Origin of the sequence: Microbacterium sp. USHLN186 (assembly GCF_037145155.1) — a bacterium.
Taxonomy (GTDB): Bacteria; Actinomycetota; Actinomycetes; order Actinomycetales; family Microbacteriaceae; genus Microbacterium.
This window is the reverse complement of the sequence record NZ_JBBCYA010000004.1, coordinates 225,903-244,420: the sequence shown is the minus strand read 5'-3', so window position 1 is coordinate 244,420 and position 18,518 is coordinate 225,903. Positions and strand designations below refer to the sequence as shown.

The following is an 18,518-nucleotide window of genomic DNA, read 5'->3' as shown; positions in this document are numbered from 1 at the left end:
ATGGCCGATGAAGAGTACACCGGCGCCCCCGACGACCTCGCCGAGAAGATGGCGACGCTCGATGAGGACTTCGCCGAACAGCGCGCCAGCGCCATGCGTGCGTCGCTGAGCGACTACGAGCTGGAAGAGGACGACGCCGCGCTGCTGGAGGGCATCGCCCTCGGCGAGGACGGCATCGAGTACTCGCCGGCCCTGCCGGTCGTCGCGATCGTGGGTCGCCCGAACGTCGGCAAGTCGGCGCTGGTGAACCGCATCCTCGGCCGACGCGAGGCCGTGGTCGAGGACACCCCCGGTGTCACCCGTGACCGCGTGACCTACAAGGCGGAGTGGAACGACCGCCGTTTCTCGCTCGTCGACACGGGCGGGTGGGAACCGGATGCCAAGGGCATCGACCGCTCCGTCGCTGCGCAGGCCGAGGTCGCCATCGACCTGTCGGATCTCGTGCTCTTCGTCGTGGACGCGAAGGTGGGCGCCACCTCGACCGACGAGTACGTCGTCAAGCTGCTGCGCAAGAGCGGCAAGCCCGTCTTCCTCGTCGCGAACAAGATCGACGATGCGCGCCAGGAGCCCGAGGCCGCCGCGCTGTGGAACCTGGGCCTGGGTGAGCCGCACCCGGTGTCGGCGATCCACGGCCGCGGGGTGGCCGACCTGCTCGATCTGGTGATCGCGAAGCTGCCCGAGGTCTCGGCGGTCGCGAAGGCGGAGATCGGCGGACCGCGCCGTGTCGCCATCATCGGCCGGCCGAACGTGGGCAAGTCCTCGCTGCTGAACAAGGCGGCGGGCGAGGAGCGGGTCGTCGTGAACGACCTCGCCGGCACCACCCGCGATCCGGTCGACGAGATCGTCGAGATGGGCGGCAGGATGTGGCGGCTGGTCGACACCGCCGGCATCCGTCGCCGTGTGCACCTGCAGCAGGGCGCCGACTTCTACGCCTCGCTTCGCACGTCGGCCGCCCTGGAGAAGGCCGAGGTCGCGATCGTCGTGCTCGATGTCTCGCAGCCGGTCAGCGTGCAGGATCTGAACATCATCGACATGGTGCTGGAGTCGGGCCGTGCGCTGGTGCTCGCGTTCAACAAGTGGGATCGCCTGTCGGACGACGACATGGAGAACAGCGACCGTCGCCGCTACCTCGAGCGCGAGATCGAGAAGGACCTCGCGCACGTGGCGTGGGCGCCGCGTGTGAACATCTCGGCGAAGACCGGACGCCACCTCGACAAGCTGGTGCCCGCGCTCGAGCAGGCGCTGGAGAACTGGGATCGCCGGATCCCGACCGGCAAGTTCAACGCCTTCCTCACCGAGCTGGTCGCCGCGCACCCGCACCCGCTGCGCGGGGGCAAGCAGCCGCGCATCCTGTTCGGCACGCAGGCGTCGACGCGTCCGCCGACGTTCGTGCTGTTCACGACCGGCTTCCTCGACCCCGGCTACCGCCGGTTCGTGCAGCGTCGCCTGCGCGAGCTGTACGAGTTCGAGGGCACGCCGATCGTCATCAACATGCGAGTGCGCGAGCGCCGTCAGCGCTGAGCGCGCCCCTTTGGGTCCCTGAGCCTGTCGAAGGGATAATGGCGTCGGATGCCGCAACACCGCGGCATCCGCTGCACCGCCCACGAGGCCCGCACGAGACGAGGATGCGATGACGCACACCCTGCCCCTGCCCGAGTTCGCCCACGAACGCGTGGAGGTGATCACGGGTCCGCGCAGCGGTCTGTTCATCGCCGTCGCGCTGCACTCGTCGGTGCTGGGCTCCGCTCTCGGCGGCGCGCGGCTGTGGACATACCCGCACTGGAGCGACGCCCTCGGCGACGCGCTGCGCCTGTCGGCGGCCATGACGCTGAAGAACGCCGCCGCCGGGCTCGACGCGGGCGGCGGCAAGTCGGTGATTCGCCTGGAGCCCGGTGAGACGCTCGACGCGGATCGCCGCCGCGACGCCTTCCTCGACCTCGGCGACGCCGTCGAGCTGATGGGCGGGCTGTACCGCACGGCCGAAGACGTCGGCTCGACCACCGACGACATGCTCACCGTCAGCGAGCGCACCGCGCACGTGGTGGGCCTGCCCTCGACCGTGGGCGGCTCGGGCGAGCCCGCCGGGCCGACCAGCCTCGGCGTGTACGCGTCGCTGCAGGCCGTGCTCGAGCGGGTGGCCGGAACGGCGGATGCCGCCGGTCGCCGCATCACGATCTCCGGCCTCGGTCAGGTCGGCGGCCGCCTAGCATCCCGTCTCGCAGAGCAGGGCGCCGTGCTCACGGTCACCGACATCAACCCCGCGCGGCGGCAGTTCGCCGACGAGATCGGCGCGACCTGGGTGGAGCCGGGCAGCGAGCATCTCGTCGCCGGCGACGTGTTCGTGCCCGCGGGGATCGGCGGGGTGCTCACCGACGAGGTCATCGACGCGCTGGACGTGCGGGCGGTCTGCGGGCCGGCGAACAATCCGCTCGCCGATCACTCCGGTGCCGACCGGCTGGCCCAGCGCGGCATCCTGTACGCGCCCGACTTCGTCGTGAACGCCGGGGGCGTGATCTATCTCGACCTCGAGGCCAAGCGCATCGGATCCAGCGACGAGATCATGCAGCGCGTCGCCGGGATCGGCGACACCGTGCGGCGCATCCTCGACGACTCCGCAAGCCGCGGGGTGACTCCGCTGCAGGCTGCGGAGGAGCTGGCCGCATCGCGGCTGCGTGCCGGCGCCGAGGTCGGCGCCCGCTGACGCACTCGGCGTCGAGTCGTGAAAGGCTGGGGGAGTGAGCATCGTTCCCCCAGCCGCAGACGAACCGCGGCGCCCGCACGGGCCGCGCGACCCCGGCGACGCCTGGGTCGTCGCGCCGTCGGGTGAGAAGTACTGGGGGCGCTTCGGCGCGGCTGGCGTCGTCGCCTTCGACCCCCGACGCGGCGTGCTGCTGCAGCACCGGGTCGGCTGGAGCCACTTCGGCGGCACCTGGGGCATCCCCGGCGGCGCGCTGCACGAGGACGAATCCGCCCTCGACGGTGCGCTGCGCGAGGCGCAGGAGGAGGCAGGCATTCCGGACGGTGCACTGCACGCCCGCTTCGCCCGCGTGTTGGATGTGGGCGTCTGGTCGTACACCACGGTCGTCGCCGATGTGCTGGCCCCGTTCGAGCCGGTCATCAGCGACCCCGAGAGCCTCGCGCTGGAGTGGGTGCCGGTCGCGGAGGTCGACCAGCGTCCGCTGCATCCCGGCTTCGCATCGGCGTGGCCGGTGCTGCGCGAGCTGCTGCTGACGCACCCGGCGATCGTGGTCGACGCGGCGAACGTGGTCGGCTCGGTGCCCGACGGCTGGTGGAAGGACCGCGCCGGCGCGGCTTCGCGCCTGCACGCGCGCCTGTCGGCATGGGCCGGTGGCGGGGTGCCGGCTGCGGTGCTCGGGCTCGAGGCCGACCGCTGGTATCCGCCGGTGTCGATGGTCGTGGAGGGAGCCGCACGCGAGATCCCGGATGCCGCCCCGCAGACCCATGGCGCGCGTGTCGCCATCGTCCGTGCAGCAGCTGACGGCGATGACGCGATCGTGGCGGAGACGGAGCGGTTGATCGGTGACGGCCTCGCCGTGGTGGCCGTCACCAGCGACCGTGAGCTGGTGACACGGCTGGAGCGGGCTGGAGCGGCCGTAGAATCGGCGGGTTGGCTGCTGCGTCAACTCGGCGCGTAGCCGCGCCGGGGAGTCAGAATGGCGGTCTTTCAGCGTCCGGCCGCGGCGGTGGAAATCTGCGTGGCCCCCAGGTGGGTGGATCGGCGGCCGGCACGAACATCACCCGCTGCATCGGCCGGTCGCGATAGGTGCGTCCGTTGGGGCTGACCCACTCCACGCTCCGGTCGGGCAGCTGCCGGGCTCGCCAGCGATGCTGGTCGGGGATGGACGGATGCTTGAGCGGATGATGCGATCCGCAGAAGTGCGCGAGGTTGTCGATTCGGGTCCGTCCGCCCTTGGCGTAGTCGTGATTGTGGTCGAGCTGGCAGCGGTGCACCGGCTGGCGGCATCCGGGGAAGCGGCAGTGCTGATCGCGTGCGCGGAGGAAGCGGGACATCGGCTCGGTGGGGGTGTAGGTGTCGGTCTCGACGACGAGGCCGGTCGGATCGCAGAACAATCGCGTCCATCCGGTGCGCGATCCGGCCAGCACCCGGGCGATGTCGGGATGCAGCGGGCCGATGCCGTCGAGCTCGGCGGGCCGGTCGTCTTGGCCTGCGAGGGTGGTGGCGGCGACCGTGACCTGGATTGTCGCGGTGATGTTGTCGAGCCCGCTGCCGTGCGCCGCTGACGGGTCGGATGCCAGCAGCAGATCGGCGAACAGGTCGGCGCGCAGCTGATCCATGGTGCGTGGGTCTGTCACGCACTCCTCTTCTGCGCACGCTGGCGCGCCCGGGTCGCCGTCGTTCGTACCGTCGTCGGCGCCGTCGTCCGTGTCGTCGGTCGTGCTGTCGTTCGTGCTGGCGTTCGTGCTGCCGTCGTCGGCATCCGCGACCACCGCCGCATCGTCCGGCGCCTCGGCGACCGGCACCCGGTCTTCGGGATGCCGCTTCATGTGCCGCGCCATCTTCGTCAGCCGATCGATGATGGCGACGCCGAGATATTCCGGCAGCACGGCCTGCAGCAGCACCAGGCCGTCGCCGACCGAGCGGATCGTGATCGCGCGCTCCGCGAGAGCGCGCTCGTGCTGCTCGACCACCGTGGCCCCGGCGAGAGCAGCAGCGATCTGCCGGGCATGGGCGCGGGTGCGGGCGGCGGTGTCGTTCTCGGCCACCTCGAGCACGGCGGCCTCGTAGAGGCGCAGCGTCTCGGCATCCACCACTCCGCTGTCGACCGCCTCGCGGACCGGCTGCGACTCTCGCAGGATCTCGCGGACGTGTGCCGGGCTGATGTCGCCGCTGCGGTGGGAGTCGCGGACGGCCGGGAACTCCTCGGCGAGCAGACGGGCGTCGGCGAAGGCGGCATCCATCGACCCTTTCGAGACGTGCCCGGCGGCCGCGTACTCTGCGACCATCGAGCGCTCGATGGCATCGCGATGCTGCGGAGACGCGGACACCTCGTCGTGCCAGAGCTCGCAGCGCTGGGCGAGCAGAGCGGACGACTGCGCTTGCAGCGCGGCTATCTCGCGCTGCTTCACCGTCCACTGATCAAGCAGCGCGATCCGCCGCGCGATCAGGGATTCCACCTCGTCGTCCATACTTCAAGACTAGAACGTATCTCCGACACTGGGAGGGCTGTCGGGTGATCTGTGGATAACTCGTCGTCAGCTGTTCTCGGCGTCCCGACCGCGCAGACGGTCGATCTCGCGGCGTTCCCGTTTGGTCGGCCGGCCGGCACCGCGATCGCGCACGGCGATCATCGCGCCCGGCTCACGCGGCGGCGTCCTGTCGTCATAGGCGGTCGTTGCGACGGGTGCTCCGACGCGCTTCGACAGGGTCTGGCGCACGATGAGGATGCGATCGAATCCCGACATCCGCACCCGCACCTCGTCGCCGGGCTTGACGGTCTGCGCGGCCTTGGTGCGTTCTCCGCCGACGCGCACGTGTCCGGCGCGGCAGGCGGTGGTGGCGGCGGAGCGGGTCTTGTACACGCGGATGGCCCAGAGCCAGCTGTCGACGCGGACCGGTTCCACGGCGTCAGTCATCGGTCACGCTCCCTCTCAGCCCTCCACCGTCACCTCGGCGACCTCCCCGTTCACCTTCAGGTGCACCGCCGGCCAGAAGCCCGCGGGGAAGTGCTCGCCGCACGAGTCGGTGAAGTGCAGGACGGTGGAGTCGTCGGTGATCTCGATCGTGTCGAGCACGAGATCGTCGGCGGCCTGGTCGAGGTCGGTGTGAGAGGGGGCGCTCTCGCTGAACTGCGTCACCACGGCATCGGATGCCCGGCGCCGCACCGCGTCGAGATCGTCGACGAGGCTGTGCACGCGCGGGATCAGGATGCTGACGCTGTCGGCATCCGCGCCGTCGATCATCAACTCGACCTCGTGACCGTCGATGGTCAACGTGCCCGCGAACCAGTCGTGGACGACGATGTCGCCGTCGTCGAGCGTGGTCTCAGCGCGATGCAGCCGCCCCAGCTCGGGATCGTCGATGGTCTGCGGGGGTGTGCTCATGTCGCCACCGTAGTGCCTGCGGTGCGGGCAGCCTCGGTGCGCAGCACGCGCGTCACGAGGACCCGTGTGGTGCGGATGGCCGGACCGCGGGTGAAGCCGGCGGCGAGGAAGGTGGCGAGCGTGCCGTGGAAGAGGTCGTTCGAGCGGTGCGAGCCGGTGGAGGTGTCGACGGGGTACGCCTCGAGGACTCGTGCGCCGTGGCTGCGCGCATAGTCGACGGCGGATGCCAGCATCGTCGCGCTGAGGCCCCGGCCGCGGTGCTCGCGACGGATGACGAAACAGGTCACCGACCACACGCTCGAGTCGTCGAGCGGTTCGTCGGTCGCCGCGGCGATCGCGCGGGTGTGCAGGATGCGCTGCTGCACGGTGCGGGGTCCGACGCGAATCCATCCTGCGGCGGTGCCGTCGACGTAGGCGACGAGACCGGGCGGGGGACCGGTGCTGATGTCGGCGCGCAGCATGTCGCGCCGCTCGTCGAGAGTGGTCTCCTGCCAGTCCTTGTTGCGGAGGATCGGCCAGATGCATTGACAGCTACGCCCGTCTCCGCCGCCCGACAGGGCGTGCTGCACGTCGTCCCAGAGCTCGATCGTCGCAGGGGCTGTCGTCGTCGTCGCCATGCACGCACGCTACGCGCGGGCGCCGACATCGACAATCACCGCTCGCGCCACGCCCGACCGCATCGGTTCGCGACCGCCGATTCCGTCGGCTAGGATAGTGGAGTTGCCCGCGCTTCGGTGCGGACTGCCACGGGCTGTGGCGCAGCTTGGTAGCGCACTTGACTGGGGGTCAAGGGGTCGCAGGTTCAAATCCTGTCAGCCCGACCAGATAAGGCCCGGAAACTCGCAAGAGTCTCCGGGCCTTCTGCATGTCCGGGAAATGTCAGGGGCTCCAAAAGGGCTCCAGTTGTCCACAGCCTCTGCCAGGATGATGGCATGAGTCTGCTCGACCGGATACTCAAGGGAATCACTGATGATGTAGACCCTGGCGAAGCTGAGCCCGAGTATCTACAGCTGTATGAGTCGGAGAGCGCGCCGCTCGATGGCGTCTTCGCGGTACTACACGAAAAGCTCAACGGGCACTTCAAGTTCATGAACTACAAGATGAATCAGGGGCGACACTTCAACGCCGAGGACAGTCGTCAACTGCTTGAGGTGATGCGTGAGATCAGCAGCATTCGGAAATCGCTGAAGCGAGTAGGTGTCCAGGTGACGTTGCGGGATGACTATCAGAGCGTCATCTCCAAGTGCAACATGTTCCTCGTCCACTCGGGCGGGAGCACCATCCCGGACGACATGGACCCGATCGAGATCGAGCGGTTCGAGCCGGTCCTCTTCTCTCTCGACCGTGCTCCACAACGAAAAGGAAGTGAGCCCCAGGCCCTTACTCTCGTCGGCGAGGGCTCTTTCGCAATCGTCCACAGGTTTGAAGACGAGATGTACGGAATCCCGATCGCGGTGAAGCGGGCAAAGCCAAACATCAGCGACAGAGATCTCGAGAGGTTCCGCAGCGAGTTCGCATTGTTGAAGGAGATCCGCTTCCCATACATCGTGGAGGCATATCGATACGACGAGGACCGCAACTCCTTCACGATGGAGTTCTGCGACGAAACGCTCGGTGAGTACATCCGACGTAACAACTCGACCCTGCCTTGGGCTACGCGCAAGCGCGTGGCCCTACAGTTCTTGTACGCGCTCAACTATCTACATCAGCGCGGCACGCTTCACCGAGACATCAGCCGCAGCAACGTGCTGATCAAGCACTTCGACCGCGGAGCGGTTCAAGTCAAGTTGTCGGACTTCGGCCTCCACAAACTGGAGGACTCCGAGTTCACCAGGACCGAGACGGAGCTGAAAGGGTCCGTCATTGACCCTGCCCTTGAATCATTCAAGAATTTCGCTGCGACCAACGACATCTACGCGGCGGGCATGCTCGTGTCATTCATCTTTACCGGGAGGGTCGCGTTGGGTGCTAGCAAGGGGGCGGCTGGACAGGTCGTAGCGAAGGCAACCCACAGTGATCCGGCTCCGCGTTACCAGAACGTGGCGGAGATGATCGTTGCCGTTGAAGCACTCGACCTCCCGGAATCATCCACCTTGCGAGACTCTCCGGCTTAGCTGACAAGCTGTCGCACCGGAGCGACCGCAGCGCTGGCAGCGGAGATGTGCGCAGAGAACGCCGCGCGGTGAGCGCTGAAGTCGCGTGGCCGGACGTGCGCATAGACCTTGTCGGTGATGGCGTAGCTCGCGTGGCCCATCGCCCGGGATAGCTCGTGCATGTCGAGCGCGCGGGACTCCAGGGCGAGCGTGGCGAAGGTGTGGCGCAGCTCGTGAAAGTGCAGACCGTCGAGACCAGCGCGGGTCGCCGCTGGCTTGAACGTGTACCGATAGAAGCCCTTGGGGTCGAAGACGCGCTCGTAGCTGAGCTTGTTGTGCCCCGGCACCTTCCCCGGCCACAGGCCCGCTTCCAGGTCGTCGCGGTGCGGATGGTTGCGCAGGTACGAGCTGAGATCGCGGAACAGGGTCTCGTCCAGGATCGGCACGTCGCGCACGGCTCGCGCTGTCTTCGGCGTCCCCACGCGGTAGCCCTTGCTGGTGTGGGTCATGTTCCGCCGCACCTGCACTTCGCCACGGCGCAGGTCGATGTCACGAATGCGGAGCGCGGCGACCTCGCCAATGCGTAGCCCGGTCAGAGCGCCGAATCGCACCAGCAGGTCGTAAGGTGGCTGTGCAGTCAGCTCGGCACTGAGCCGGTTGACCTCCTCGACCGTGAGGAATCGCGCCTCAGCGGTGTCCGCCTTCGGCTTCGTGACGGCGATACAGGGGTTGAACGGGATCAGCCGGTGCGCGTAGGCGTAGGAGAACACCTTCCGCACCACCTTGTAAGTGCCGAGCACGCTCGTCTCGGTGCGCTGCTTGCCGTCGGCCTTCGGCTTGGCGCGGAGCGTGGCGAGCCAGTCATCGATGTCCGCCGCCTTCAGAGTCGAGATGCGACGGTTCCCGAACGCGGGATAGGCGTGAACGCGCAGTGCGATCTCGTAGCCGTCGAGAGTCTTCTGCTTCAGGTGCGCGCTCGCGGTGATCATCGCCTCTGCCGCCTGCCGGAAAGTCTTCGACCGGCCTGCAAGGTGCTCGGTCGAGTTGCCGTCTGCAAGCTCACGCTCGATCTTGTCGCGGTGTCGCTCTGCCTCGCGCTTCACGTAGAAGGTCTTCTTGCGGAAGGTGCCTGCCTGAGGGCGCCAATGCACGACGTAAGCTGTGCCCTTGGACGTCTTCCTGGTGGTTATGTGTGCCATCGGTTCTTTCTCCTTGGCTGGATGCGGGTCAGCGGGTCGGCCTGGGGTACTCGCCGGGGAGCGCGCGGGCGACGGGTTCCATGGCTCCGAAGTCGCCCAGCGGCCAGTGCGGTGCGTGGGGCGGCTCCCAGATGTAGCGACCCCAGACCCGAACGCCACCGTCCTCACGGCGCATCCGGGTCACGACAATGGGGCACTCGGGCTCCAGCACGACAATGTCGCCGGGCTGGAGCCGTCGCGCCTCGACCGGCTGAGTGTCCGGCTTGAGGTTGTACCTCGTGCCGAGCGTCTTCCGGTCGGGGAACGGGCGGTGCACGGTGATCATTCCCCTGGAGCGGTCGGGACCGCGCGAGTGAACGTCTTGTCGGTGCGGATCGGGCCGATCACCCATGGCATCTGCCGCTGGTACGGCGACTGCACGGTGAAGCGCACCAGACCGGGAGCGCTCGGGAAGGTGGATGCCTTCTCGATCCGGACCGGTGCGGAAGGTTCCTTGGTGATGTGGTCGTGCCGCGCGTAGATCAGATCGCCGACCTGGAGTTCGCGAGCGGTGGCGGTCGCACCCGGTGTGAATGTGTGCTTGGGCATGGGTGTTTCTCCTCTGGTTAGGCGGCGCGGGAGCGCTCGTGGTTGTCCTTGGTGGGGTCGATGATCTGGATGGCCGGCACGGGAGGGCGCGACAGGATACGGCTGACGACGGGGGAGGTCCAGCGTCCGCCGCGCTTGGTCGGGTAGCCCTCGGCGGCGAGCACGTCGGCGATGTGCTGCATGGTCTTGCCTCGGGCGCGCAGCTCGTTCATGCGAGCAAGGGCGTCCTGCTCCTCGGGGACGGGGTACAGCCCGCCGTCGCGCGCGATGTAGCCGTAGGGTGCAGGGCCGACAGCACGGCCACCCTTCGCAGCCTTGGCCTTGCGACCGTCGCGCAGACGTTTGACGATGATCGCCCTGTCCAACTCGGCGAACACGCCCATCATCTGCCGCATGGCGGTGCGCATCGGGTCGTCGGGGTCGTCGCGCTTGACCTCGCCGCTGTCGGCGGAGTGCACGGCGCGGTTCCGTCGCCAGACCTCGGCGAGGACGGCCTCTTCCACCGTGAGCTTGCGGCTCAGGCGGTCGAGCCGCGCCACGATGAGCGCATCCACGTTGCCTTCCTGCAAGGTGGCGAGCGCCGACATGAGGCCGTCGCGCTGGGTGGCCTCGAGGGTGCCCGAGACGCCCTCGTCGCGGTAGACGCCGACGACGCGCAGGCCGTGAGCCGTGGCGAAGGCACGACAGGCCTTCTCCTGCACATCGAGACCGAAGCCGTCGAGCTGGCTCGCGCTGCTTACGCGCAGATAGAGGATGGCGTTCATGGGGTTCTCCCTCCTGGTGATTCCGGGTCTGCCGCCGTTTCCGAAGAACTGGCGGCGAGACGAACTATCCTCGAACATATGTACGAAAGCAAGCGGCGCGGCGAGTCTCGTCCTCGACGTGAGATCGGTCCCGTGGCTACGTTGGCGCAGGTGTGGTCGGAATGGGGCGGACCGCAGGGGAGTGCTCAGGGCGGGATATCTTCACCAGGCGGTGCGTCCCTGTGTGGCTCCGTGCCATTCCCGTTCCTCTCGGTGACCAGATCGAACAGACGGCGAGCGTAGATCTCCGCTTCGAGCCACAGATCGGGGTCGTCTGCCTCGATCAACAGCCGTTCGATAGCGATACCGAACTGCCACCGCTTGCGTACCCGGTCGAGGTTGCTCATCGCCGTTTCCGTCGGCTCGGCTGGCTCATGGTGGCCTCGGTGTTGCGCGCTCGCCGCCCGCCATTTGCGCTCGGCGTTTAGGCGGCGCTCTGCCTCCCGCACCCGGCGCACTTCGTCGTCCTCGCGGTCCTGCTGGGAGCGCATTGCGGTGTCGTCGTTGCTTCGGCCGGTAGCGCGCTGGCGAGCCGGTCGTGCAGCGGCGACGCCCAGCGCCTCCTCCTCGGCGGCGATCATCTCGGCACGGGTGCGGCTGTCACCCTGTGGTGTGCTCCGACGGGCACGCTCGACCTCGCGGAACACGGCGCGGTCGTGGCGGCTCTGCTCCTCGCGGGGGACGAGCGGCGTCGTGTCGTCATCGATGACAACTTCTGCATCCCAGATGTTCGGATCGTCTACGACGTTGAGGTCCATGATGACGTCCGAGCTGATGCCGCCACCCGGATTCACCGCCTTCATGCCGCCTTCGCCGTCGTCGACGAATGCAGGGTTGCCGTCCTCGTTTACATAGGCCGTCAGCACGGCTCGCTCGAAAGGGCTCATCGCCTTCGGCTGAAGCTCCAGAATGTGCTTCTCGCTCACGCCCGATCGGTTGAGCAAGTCCTGTGCAATCTGCGTGCGCGTTTTCACGTCGATGTCGGGGTTGGCCATCAGCTCCACGAGCAGGTCGGCGGCGTACCCGGATGCCTCCTGGATGCGCTGAGCCGCCTTCGCCTTGGCCTGACGCGTCGCCCCGCCGTGGACGACGCAAACTCGGAGACCGCGCATGGCAAATCTGCGGCACTGTTCGCCGGTGTGCTTGCTGTGCGCCGTGCACTGGCGCTTTGGTGACAGGTACATGTCCTGAATCGAAGTCACCTTCGGGTGTGCATCACCTTCGGGGTTCTGTCGCTTGTTCTTCTTGCTGCTCATCTCAACTCTCCAACTCTGTTTCGGCGTGATCTGTCTTCTTCTTCTGGGGCTTCGCGGCTATCGATGCCGCGCCGCGCCCTTATAGGCGCGTCGGCGCGATCAATCGGGACACGCCGTCGGCGCGATTCGGCGCGATTCGGCGCGTCGGCGCGATTGGTTCATTCCGCGTCCTCCTTCGTGACGGTGAGCTTGGCCGGAGACACATAGAAGTGCAGGTTCTTTGTGCCCTCTTTGTCGATGCGGATCGTGCCGCGCTGCTCTCCCAACTTGATCGCCGACGACAGCTCGGAGTTGCCGCACAGCTTGGCCTCGCGCAGCTCGTTCAGGCCGAGACCCGGATTCGCGGCGATGTGAGCCTCGACCACCGACAGGTGACGCTCGCCCTTGCTTTCGGCACGGGTGACGGTGCCGGTGCTGAGGCGACCAGTCGGGGCATCGAACTCCAGCGAGACCTCATCCAGACCGACGCCGTTGCGCCCCTCGGCGCGGAAGAAGCGACGACCTGAGGCGTCCTTGGTCAGGAGCCAACGGGCGTCAGCGTCGTCGTCGACCACAGTGGCGCCACGGCCGTGTTCCGCGCCGACTTCGTGTTGTGCGCGCCCGGTGTGGACTGGCATGAGCGTGCCGATGACGCCGGTGCGCTCGACGATCTCGTCAATGGTGTCCAGGAACACCCTGACGTCGTCGTTGGCGTTCTCCGATCCGAAGCCTTTCAGCGCACGCCCGAAGGGGTCGATGACCCAGTAGACGATGTCGCGCTCGGTGAGCCACCGCACGACATGCTCGCGGTGGAACTCGTTGGCGAGCGAGAAGCCTTCGCCGCGTAGCGACTCCAGGAAGATGCGATCGGCGTTGCGCACACCGAGCGCGCCGTACATGTCGAGTGCATCGTCCTCGGTCAGTTCGTAGTCGAAGATCCCGATGTTGCCGGGGAGTTCTGCAACCTCGAACCGCTCCAGGAACGGCTCACTGTCCGCCAGGGAGCGCACGAGGTTGCCCGCCAGAGTCGTCTTGCCCGCCTTAAACTGAGCGGTCAGCGTCGCCTTGTGCCCCTGCATCTGCAAGCCACGAACGATCGCGGGCTTGACCTCGCGCGGCTTGACCAGCGCTTCACGGAGCGAGACAGACGCGAAACCGGTGAAGGTGGACTTTGCCGCTTTCGCAGCCAGGTGCCGCTGGGCTTCTAGCTCGATTTCCTTGCTACGGATTCGCGCCGCCACATCGACCTCGCGCCGCTTCTCGTCGTCCTCCGCGCGGCGCATCCAAGACGGTTCATCGCCGTTGTACATGGCCTCGACCTCGGCGGCGCTGATGTGCACGTTCCGCGCGGTGTTCTCCGGCTTGAACAGGGCGGCATCGTCAGACGGCACGGTATCCCGCCTTCCTTGCGGCAGCAGCGGTGTACTGCGCAGCCAGCTCGGTCACGGTCGCCTTGTCTACGGCGACGGCTTCGGTCACCGAGTGCCCAGCGGCGAGATGGTCGCGCACGTCCTTGCCGGTAAGCGCCGTCGCGATCACGATGCCGTCCTCGGGTACGCCGGCAGCGAGCAGCAGATGCCACCGCCGCCGCACGTCGTACGCGCCGGGTATGTCGCGGTCGGTCCACAGCACCACACGCTCAGCGCCGCGCAGCCACGCCGCCTGCTCTGGCGTGACGTGTCCCGCACCTTGGTGATGCGAGGTCGTCGCGTAGCCGAGCGCCGTCAGCGCGTCGCAGTCTGCCTCTCCTTCTGTCCAATGCACGATCCGGCCGTCAGCGACCGCCGCGAGCACGGCGGGAAGGTTGTAGAGGATCGAATCGGCCTCGGCGGGCTTGCGCCGCTGGTCGATGGGCAGGGCTGCATTCGGGTTGAAGTAGCGGAACGTCTTCTGCCGGCCACCGGGGCGCGGGTTCAGAATCTCGTATCGCACCTTCTCGAACAGCACTGTGCCGTGTGGGTCGGTGAATGGATAGCGGCAGACTTCCCGCGTCTGCTCGATGTACTTGCTCATGGTGTCCTCTGGGGTCGCCCTTGGTGAACGAATTTGGAATTGGTTCAGCAGAGGACACTTACGGCTGCACCGCCTCGACGGAGCGCGCGGCGATGAACTCGCGAATCTGACGGCCTGAGTGGCGAACGGCCGCGCCGGACAGGCGCACGCATCCGAGTCGCTTGGCGTGCCTGGCATCGATGACCTGGCGCGGCGAGAGCGTCAGCAGCTCGGCGGTCTGCTCGGTGGTGTACAGGCGCTCGTCTTCGAGGACGAGAGTGCCGAATCCGTTTCGGCGGACTTCGTTGGGGTCTGTCGTAGACATTGGAATGCTCCTCGGGAGAACACACCGAGAGGAGTCCAGAAACGACAAAAGCCGAGCCGGAATCCTCTCGACGTGAATTGTCGAAAGTGGATTCCGTTGCTCGGCCAGACGTCCGCAGCTTGGTTTTATAGGCGTCTCCCGCGAGTCGTACTCACTTCGGGAGCAAATAGCCTGCCCTCTGACTGCTTCTTCGCTATCTTCGATTTCTCGAAGAGCTGGCCGCTATTCGCCGTCGAGTCTGTCTCTGCATCTCGTCCGGAACAGCGGGGTACTGCTCATCTTGTTCAGTTGTCGGTGCTCCGGGGCTGCCGGGGCGACATCACTCTACTACGGGTGCTCTTGGTGCCGCTTCGTGGGCTGTCGTTTGCCCTTCTCGTCGCGTCTCCACATCAGATTGGAGGCCGCACAGTTGTGGCGGTTGCCGTCTCGGTGGATGACCTCGCGGTGCCGGTAGAGCGGGCGCGGGATCGGTACCCAGGCGCGGGCGACCAGGATGGACACCGGTACCCACGGGGATTCGCGGCCCCGGTCGCGCGGGGTCAGGTCAACGCACGGCTCGCCGCGCACTGTCCGCGCTTTCAGCGGCTGGCCGGATCGCTTGCCGTACACGGTTCCATGCTCGTCAATCGTGTAGCCGGGGAAACCGGCGACCGAACGCCGGTCTGGGCGGACGAGTAGTCTTCCTCTCGTCGGGAGCCTGTTCATCTCTTGACCTTCCTTGATAGGGATCTCCGGCCCCGCCGACTTCGGTTGGCGGGGCCACCTGCATTCGTCAGCCGATGAGCCCTGCGGAGCGGCCAAACGCGAGAGGCATGATCGAGTACAGGTGCTGGGTGCGCTCGACGGGGTCCGCGAGGTCGGCGCGCAGGGTGCTGGCCTCTCTGGCCATGCCGCGCAGCACCGGTCTGAGTACCAGGGCGAACGCGGCCAGCAGTACCGCACGCCTGCAGGCACACCGCGTGACCTGAGCGTGGGCGAGCGGGCGCGGCTGATGCGCCGCGACGGCATCGCCAACCAGGCAACGCCCACCCACCCGGACGAGCCGATGGACTACGGCGAACGTCTCGCCTGAGGGCACCGCCGCGCCCACGAGAATGGCGCGTAACCAACACGAACGCCATCGGAGGGGAGTCGCCAAGCTGGTGGTGTTCTACGTGGTGAGCGCCAGCACGGTCGGTGGCGGCTTCGCGCCCGGCCTTCTCGGTTTGAGCGGGTTTCGAGCGCCGCACCGCGTGATCGCTACGAGGTGGGAGGTACCCGCGCGGCACCTCACGAAAGCATGGGGCCGCATATAAGATCACGATGCTGGGAAGGGGATGGCTCGTGACAATGGACTCTGAGGGGTCGGCCGACCGAGACGTGCCGCGGCGTTCAGTCGAGGCTGACGCGTCAGATTCTGGGACAGTGCATCGCAGCTCGGATGCCGCCTTGCAGTCGAACTATGACCCCTCCATGGACGAGGTCTGGGATCGACTCGACGAGCTCATGCACAATCAGCCGACGGTGGTCTCAGCCAAGGCGGCTACTTCGCCTAAGCTTTCCGCGGCTGAGGCATCGCGCAAGAAGCGGAGGAGACGCGTCCTCTTTCGTACTCTGGACACACTCGCCGTTCTGCTGTGGGTCGCCCTTTTCCTCAAGCTTTTCGTAGCGGATATCGATCGCATCGTCGTTCAGGCAGTTGCGCCCAGTCTGCTTTGGCTGCTCGACCTTCGCTTCTTCCTCGCTCTTGGCGGCCTTGCTGTGTTGTTGATATTCGCGCGCGTGAAAAAGGTGGGTTGGAGCATGCTCTACATCGCCTGTTTTCCACTTATAGTCGTAGTTTGGAAGCTCCCAAAGCTAATCGCGGTGAATTTGAAGCGCCCGGCAATCTCCTTCGGGATACTGAATGTTCTCACCAGCTTCATTCTTGGCTTCACGCCAGTTGTGGTGGTGCTAGCGGTTGCGTGCTTGGCTTCACTTCTTATCGCGTTGGGACGTGAACCGATTGCCATCGGCGCAGGAATCGGCATCATGTTCTTACTGCTTCTTGTCTGGCTGTTCCTCTCGGTGAGGAACGGACTTCGGCCCGGTCGATTCATGTCGACGCAGCAGAAGTGGATATCGTCAATTACCGCCTCGAAGTTTTTCGAGATGTTCCGTGGGCCTACGGACGGGCTCCGCCCAAACAATGCTCGCCTTTGGAACTCTGAAAACGCCAATCAATATATTTCCAACGCGGGCATAGGTCTGATGATGGCTCGCGCTACCTACTACTGGGCATACTCCCTGGATCAGTACAGGAGGAGCCCTGCGCGAGTATTGTTCAGCGGGCTCGCGGTTTTGACGTTGGTCGTGGAAGTGGCTCTAGCCTTCGCGTTCATCAACTATGGACTGTGGAAGGTTGACGAGTCGCAATTCCAGATATCCGGTGATCCTTCTTTCTGGACATTCCTTTACTACTCGTTTGCAGGCTGTTGGTTCGGTGAGATCGCCGCCGCCGCGCCTGTCGGTGAGGTTGCCGTCGTAGCCAAGATCGTCAACGGGGTTCTTGGCGCGCTGGTCATCCTCACCGTCGTGGTGACGCTGTTCGTCAGCTACAAAGACGGAAAGTCTGATGAGGAATCGCGACTGGCGGTGCGAGCGCTACGCACGCGGGCGGACACATTGGCAACGCAGGTGGGCGCAAACTTCGCTGATTCTCTCGAAGATCTCGAGCGGCGGCTCGAAGCCATTGGCTGGGGACTACTGGGTGTCACATCCTGGCTCGCAGCGAGGGTGCCTTCAGAGTGGGACGCCGACCAGAACAACGCGCGATAGGGCTGCGAGGGGCTCCGAAAGGGCTCCAACGACGCCTGACGTAGCTTCCCGAGTGCTCACGTCGGCTCTCCCGGAGCCTGCCAAAAAGCGCGGAAACACGGGGAGAGGCGGGAAGGGACGAGAGCTGTCGTTTCTCTCGGAAACCGGGTCGGGGCTGACTGGGGGTCAAGGGGTCGCAGGTTCAAATCCTGTCAGCCCGACGTAGACGCAAACAGAAGGGTCGGTCCGTGAGGACCGGCCCTTCTTTTTTGCGTCTACTCGCGTTCGTAAAGCGGGGCCACGCGGCGCCGACAGGCTCCGCGCGCCGCTTTCGTTTTCGATGGGACCCGCTTCGTGAACGAGCGGCGCGTGGAGGGCGCCGTGGGGATGCAGCCCGACGTAGGGGCTGTTGGCAATACTGTTTGCAGAACAGCTAGAAGTAATTGAAAATCACGAAGGCCCGCTGCGATTTGCAGCGGGCCTTCGTGATTTCTGTCTCTTGGGGGAGCGGTTCCGTCGTTCTTCGCCGCGGATGTCTATGAATGCGGGCGATCTGGCTGTTTCAGCGTGATTTCGGGGTCGCCGAACACCTCTTGGTGTTGCGGGTGAGTCTGCTGCAGGGTTCCGTGCAGCGACAGCGTCAGATGGTGTTCGCGTCCGTCATGTTCGCAGGGGCTGAGGATCGGCGGACCGCTTGAGGTCTTTCGTGTTGCGGACGCGGAGGTCACCGTCGCCGGTGGTTTTCGTGTACCTGTTCAGCCATGCACGGTCGCGGCGTCGCACGGTGGCTGGCCCGCTGGGCGTGTTCTTGCGCGCGCGTCGCAGTTCGTCATCGAGGAACGCTGCGATCTTGCGGATGTTGTGGTATACCAGCAGCACGGTGATGAGGATCTGTGCTGCGCTGATTCCCCGCACCCGGCGGCGGCTGGCGGTTTCGATGTCCTCATCGCCCGCGGCCTTCAGCTGCTGGTTCTCCGACTCGACCGTGTTGCGGGCGTGGTCGTGGAACTCTTCCCATTCCTCGGTGCCGTAGTCGAACGCCTGCGCCGGCTGTTGCATCTCGGTGAGGTCGAACGCGGCGGAATGCTTCGTGCAGATCGTGTCAAGGAACTCCTGCTCGAGGGTTTCCGGCTCGACATGCGGGCGTGCCTTTTTCGCGGCTGACTTCATCATCTCGCGGAGCGGACAGGTGACGGTCGGGCTCGGGCCCAGTGCGGGACAGCGCAAGATCGCCTTCCCGCCGGGGGTCTTCGCCTTTTCCTTGACGTGCAGAGCGAACGCTTTTCGGCTTTCGATGCGCGCGCGATAGGTCGCGATGTCGATGACGTCTTTCTGCACGTCCTCTGTCGCGGTGAGGAGCGGCTTGGGCGTGGACGGACAGTACATGTCGCCTTCGACGGCGAGCGCCCCGTGCTGCCCGCCCT

General features: G+C 66.2%; 19 protein-coding genes and 1 tRNA gene. 7 read left to right on the top strand and 13 right to left on the bottom strand.

All coding sequences use genetic code 11. The annotated features are described in order from the left end of the window. From der to WFG93_RS10455, 3 genes are all read left to right on the top strand, one after another. Complete coding sequence (gene der / locus WFG93_RS10465) at positions 1-1,521, top strand: ribosome biogenesis GTPase Der (RefSeq protein ID WP_336646287.1); 1,521 nt, start codon at positions 1-3, stop codon at positions 1,519-1,521. 109 nt (positions 1,522-1,630) lie between these two features. Continuing rightward, the gene (locus WFG93_RS10460; protein ID WP_336646286.1) at positions 1,631-2,701 is read left to right on the top strand and encodes a Glu/Leu/Phe/Val dehydrogenase family protein; all 1,071 of its coding nucleotides are present in this window, start codon (positions 1,631-1,633) and stop codon (positions 2,699-2,701) included. Between the two features lie 34 nt (positions 2,702-2,735). Continuing rightward, on the top strand, positions 2,736-3,656 hold the full coding sequence (locus WFG93_RS10455; protein ID WP_336646285.1) for an NUDIX hydrolase: 921 nt from the start codon (positions 2,736-2,738) through the stop codon (positions 3,654-3,656). Between the two features lie 13 nt (positions 3,657-3,669). Here the strand turns inward: WFG93_RS10455 and WFG93_RS10450 are convergent, their stop codons facing one another. From WFG93_RS10450 to WFG93_RS10435, 4 genes are all read right to left on the bottom strand, one after another. Then, positions 3,670-5,169 (bottom strand): HNH endonuclease signature motif containing protein, encoded by a 1,500-nt coding sequence (locus WFG93_RS10450; protein WP_336646284.1) that lies wholly within the window; start codon positions 5,167-5,169, stop codon positions 3,670-3,672. A gap of 66 nt (positions 5,170-5,235) precedes the next feature. Beyond that, the gene (locus WFG93_RS10445) at positions 5,236-5,616 is read right to left on the bottom strand and encodes an RNA-binding S4 domain-containing protein (protein ID WP_336646283.1); all 381 of its coding nucleotides are present in this window, start codon (positions 5,614-5,616) and stop codon (positions 5,236-5,238) included. 15 nt (positions 5,617-5,631) lie between these two features. Beyond that, entirely contained in the window at positions 5,632-6,084 is a 453-nt protein-coding gene (locus WFG93_RS10440; RefSeq protein WP_336646282.1) for a hypothetical protein, read from the bottom strand. Next, positions 6,081-6,701, bottom strand: a complete 621-nt coding sequence (locus WFG93_RS10435) for a GNAT family N-acetyltransferase (protein ID WP_336646281.1) — start codon at positions 6,699-6,701, stop codon at positions 6,081-6,083. The genes WFG93_RS10440 and WFG93_RS10435 overlap by 4 nt, the downstream gene beginning before the upstream one ends. 130 nt (positions 6,702-6,831) lie before the next feature. Here WFG93_RS10435 and WFG93_RS10430 point away from each other — a divergent pair. Next, positions 6,832-6,908: transfer RNA gene (locus tag WFG93_RS10430), tRNA-Pro, on the top strand. A gap of 108 nt (positions 6,909-7,016) precedes the next feature. Beyond that, on the top strand, positions 7,017-8,198 hold the full coding sequence (locus WFG93_RS10425; RefSeq protein WP_336646280.1) for a serine/threonine protein kinase: 1,182 nt from the start codon (positions 7,017-7,019) through the stop codon (positions 8,196-8,198). Here the strand turns inward: WFG93_RS10425 and WFG93_RS10420 are convergent. From WFG93_RS10420 to WFG93_RS10385, 8 genes are all read right to left on the bottom strand, one after another. Next, entirely contained in the window at positions 8,195-9,376 is a 1,182-nt protein-coding gene (locus tag WFG93_RS10420; RefSeq protein ID WP_336646279.1) for a tyrosine-type recombinase/integrase, read from the bottom strand. The two genes, WFG93_RS10425 and WFG93_RS10420, sit on opposite strands and share 4 nt — an antisense overlap. A gap of 28 nt (positions 9,377-9,404) precedes the next feature. After that, a complete protein-coding gene (locus tag WFG93_RS10415) occupies positions 9,405-9,692 on the bottom strand; it encodes a hypothetical protein (RefSeq protein WP_336646278.1) in 288 nt (95 codons plus the stop codon). A gap of 5 nt (positions 9,693-9,697) precedes the next feature. Then, complete coding sequence (locus WFG93_RS10410; protein ID WP_336646277.1) at positions 9,698-9,964, bottom strand: hypothetical protein; 267 nt, start codon at positions 9,962-9,964, stop codon at positions 9,698-9,700. Between the two features lie 17 nt (positions 9,965-9,981). Then, positions 9,982-10,728 (bottom strand): recombinase family protein, encoded by a 747-nt coding sequence (locus WFG93_RS10405; protein WP_336646276.1) that lies wholly within the window; start codon positions 10,726-10,728, stop codon positions 9,982-9,984. Between the two features lie 185 nt (positions 10,729-10,913). Further along, a complete protein-coding gene (locus WFG93_RS10400; protein WP_336646275.1) occupies positions 10,914-12,023 on the bottom strand; it encodes a hypothetical protein in 1,110 nt (369 codons plus the stop codon). A 158-nt stretch (positions 12,024-12,181) separates the two neighbouring features. Then, complete coding sequence (locus WFG93_RS10395; RefSeq protein WP_336646274.1) at positions 12,182-13,393, bottom strand: AAA family ATPase; 1,212 nt, start codon at positions 13,391-13,393, stop codon at positions 12,182-12,184. Further along, positions 13,383-14,015, bottom strand: a complete 633-nt coding sequence (locus tag WFG93_RS10390) for a hypothetical protein (RefSeq protein ID WP_336646273.1) — start codon at positions 14,013-14,015, stop codon at positions 13,383-13,385. The genes WFG93_RS10395 and WFG93_RS10390 overlap by 11 nt, the downstream gene beginning before the upstream one ends. Positions 14,016-14,073: 58 nt before the next feature. Further along, entirely contained in the window at positions 14,074-14,319 is a 246-nt protein-coding gene (locus WFG93_RS10385; protein WP_336646272.1) for a hypothetical protein, read from the bottom strand. Between the two features lie 826 nt (positions 14,320-15,145). Here WFG93_RS10385 and WFG93_RS10380 point away from each other — a divergent pair. Both WFG93_RS10380 and WFG93_RS10375 read left to right on the top strand, forming a co-directional pair. Next, positions 15,146-15,391: a hypothetical protein gene (locus WFG93_RS10380; RefSeq protein ID WP_336646271.1), complete on the top strand. Its 246-nt coding sequence runs from the start codon at positions 15,146-15,148 to the stop codon at positions 15,389-15,391. Positions 15,392-15,771: 380 nt separating this feature from the next. After that, positions 15,772-17,115: a hypothetical protein gene (locus WFG93_RS10375; RefSeq protein ID WP_336646270.1), complete on the top strand. Its 1,344-nt coding sequence runs from the start codon at positions 15,772-15,774 to the stop codon at positions 17,113-17,115. Positions 17,116-17,754: 639 nt separating this feature from the next. Here WFG93_RS10375 and WFG93_RS10370 read toward each other — a convergent pair. Further along, complete coding sequence (locus WFG93_RS10370) at positions 17,755-18,480, bottom strand: hypothetical protein (protein WP_336646269.1); 726 nt, start codon at positions 18,478-18,480, stop codon at positions 17,755-17,757. Between the last annotated feature and the right edge of the window lie 38 nt (positions 18,481-18,518).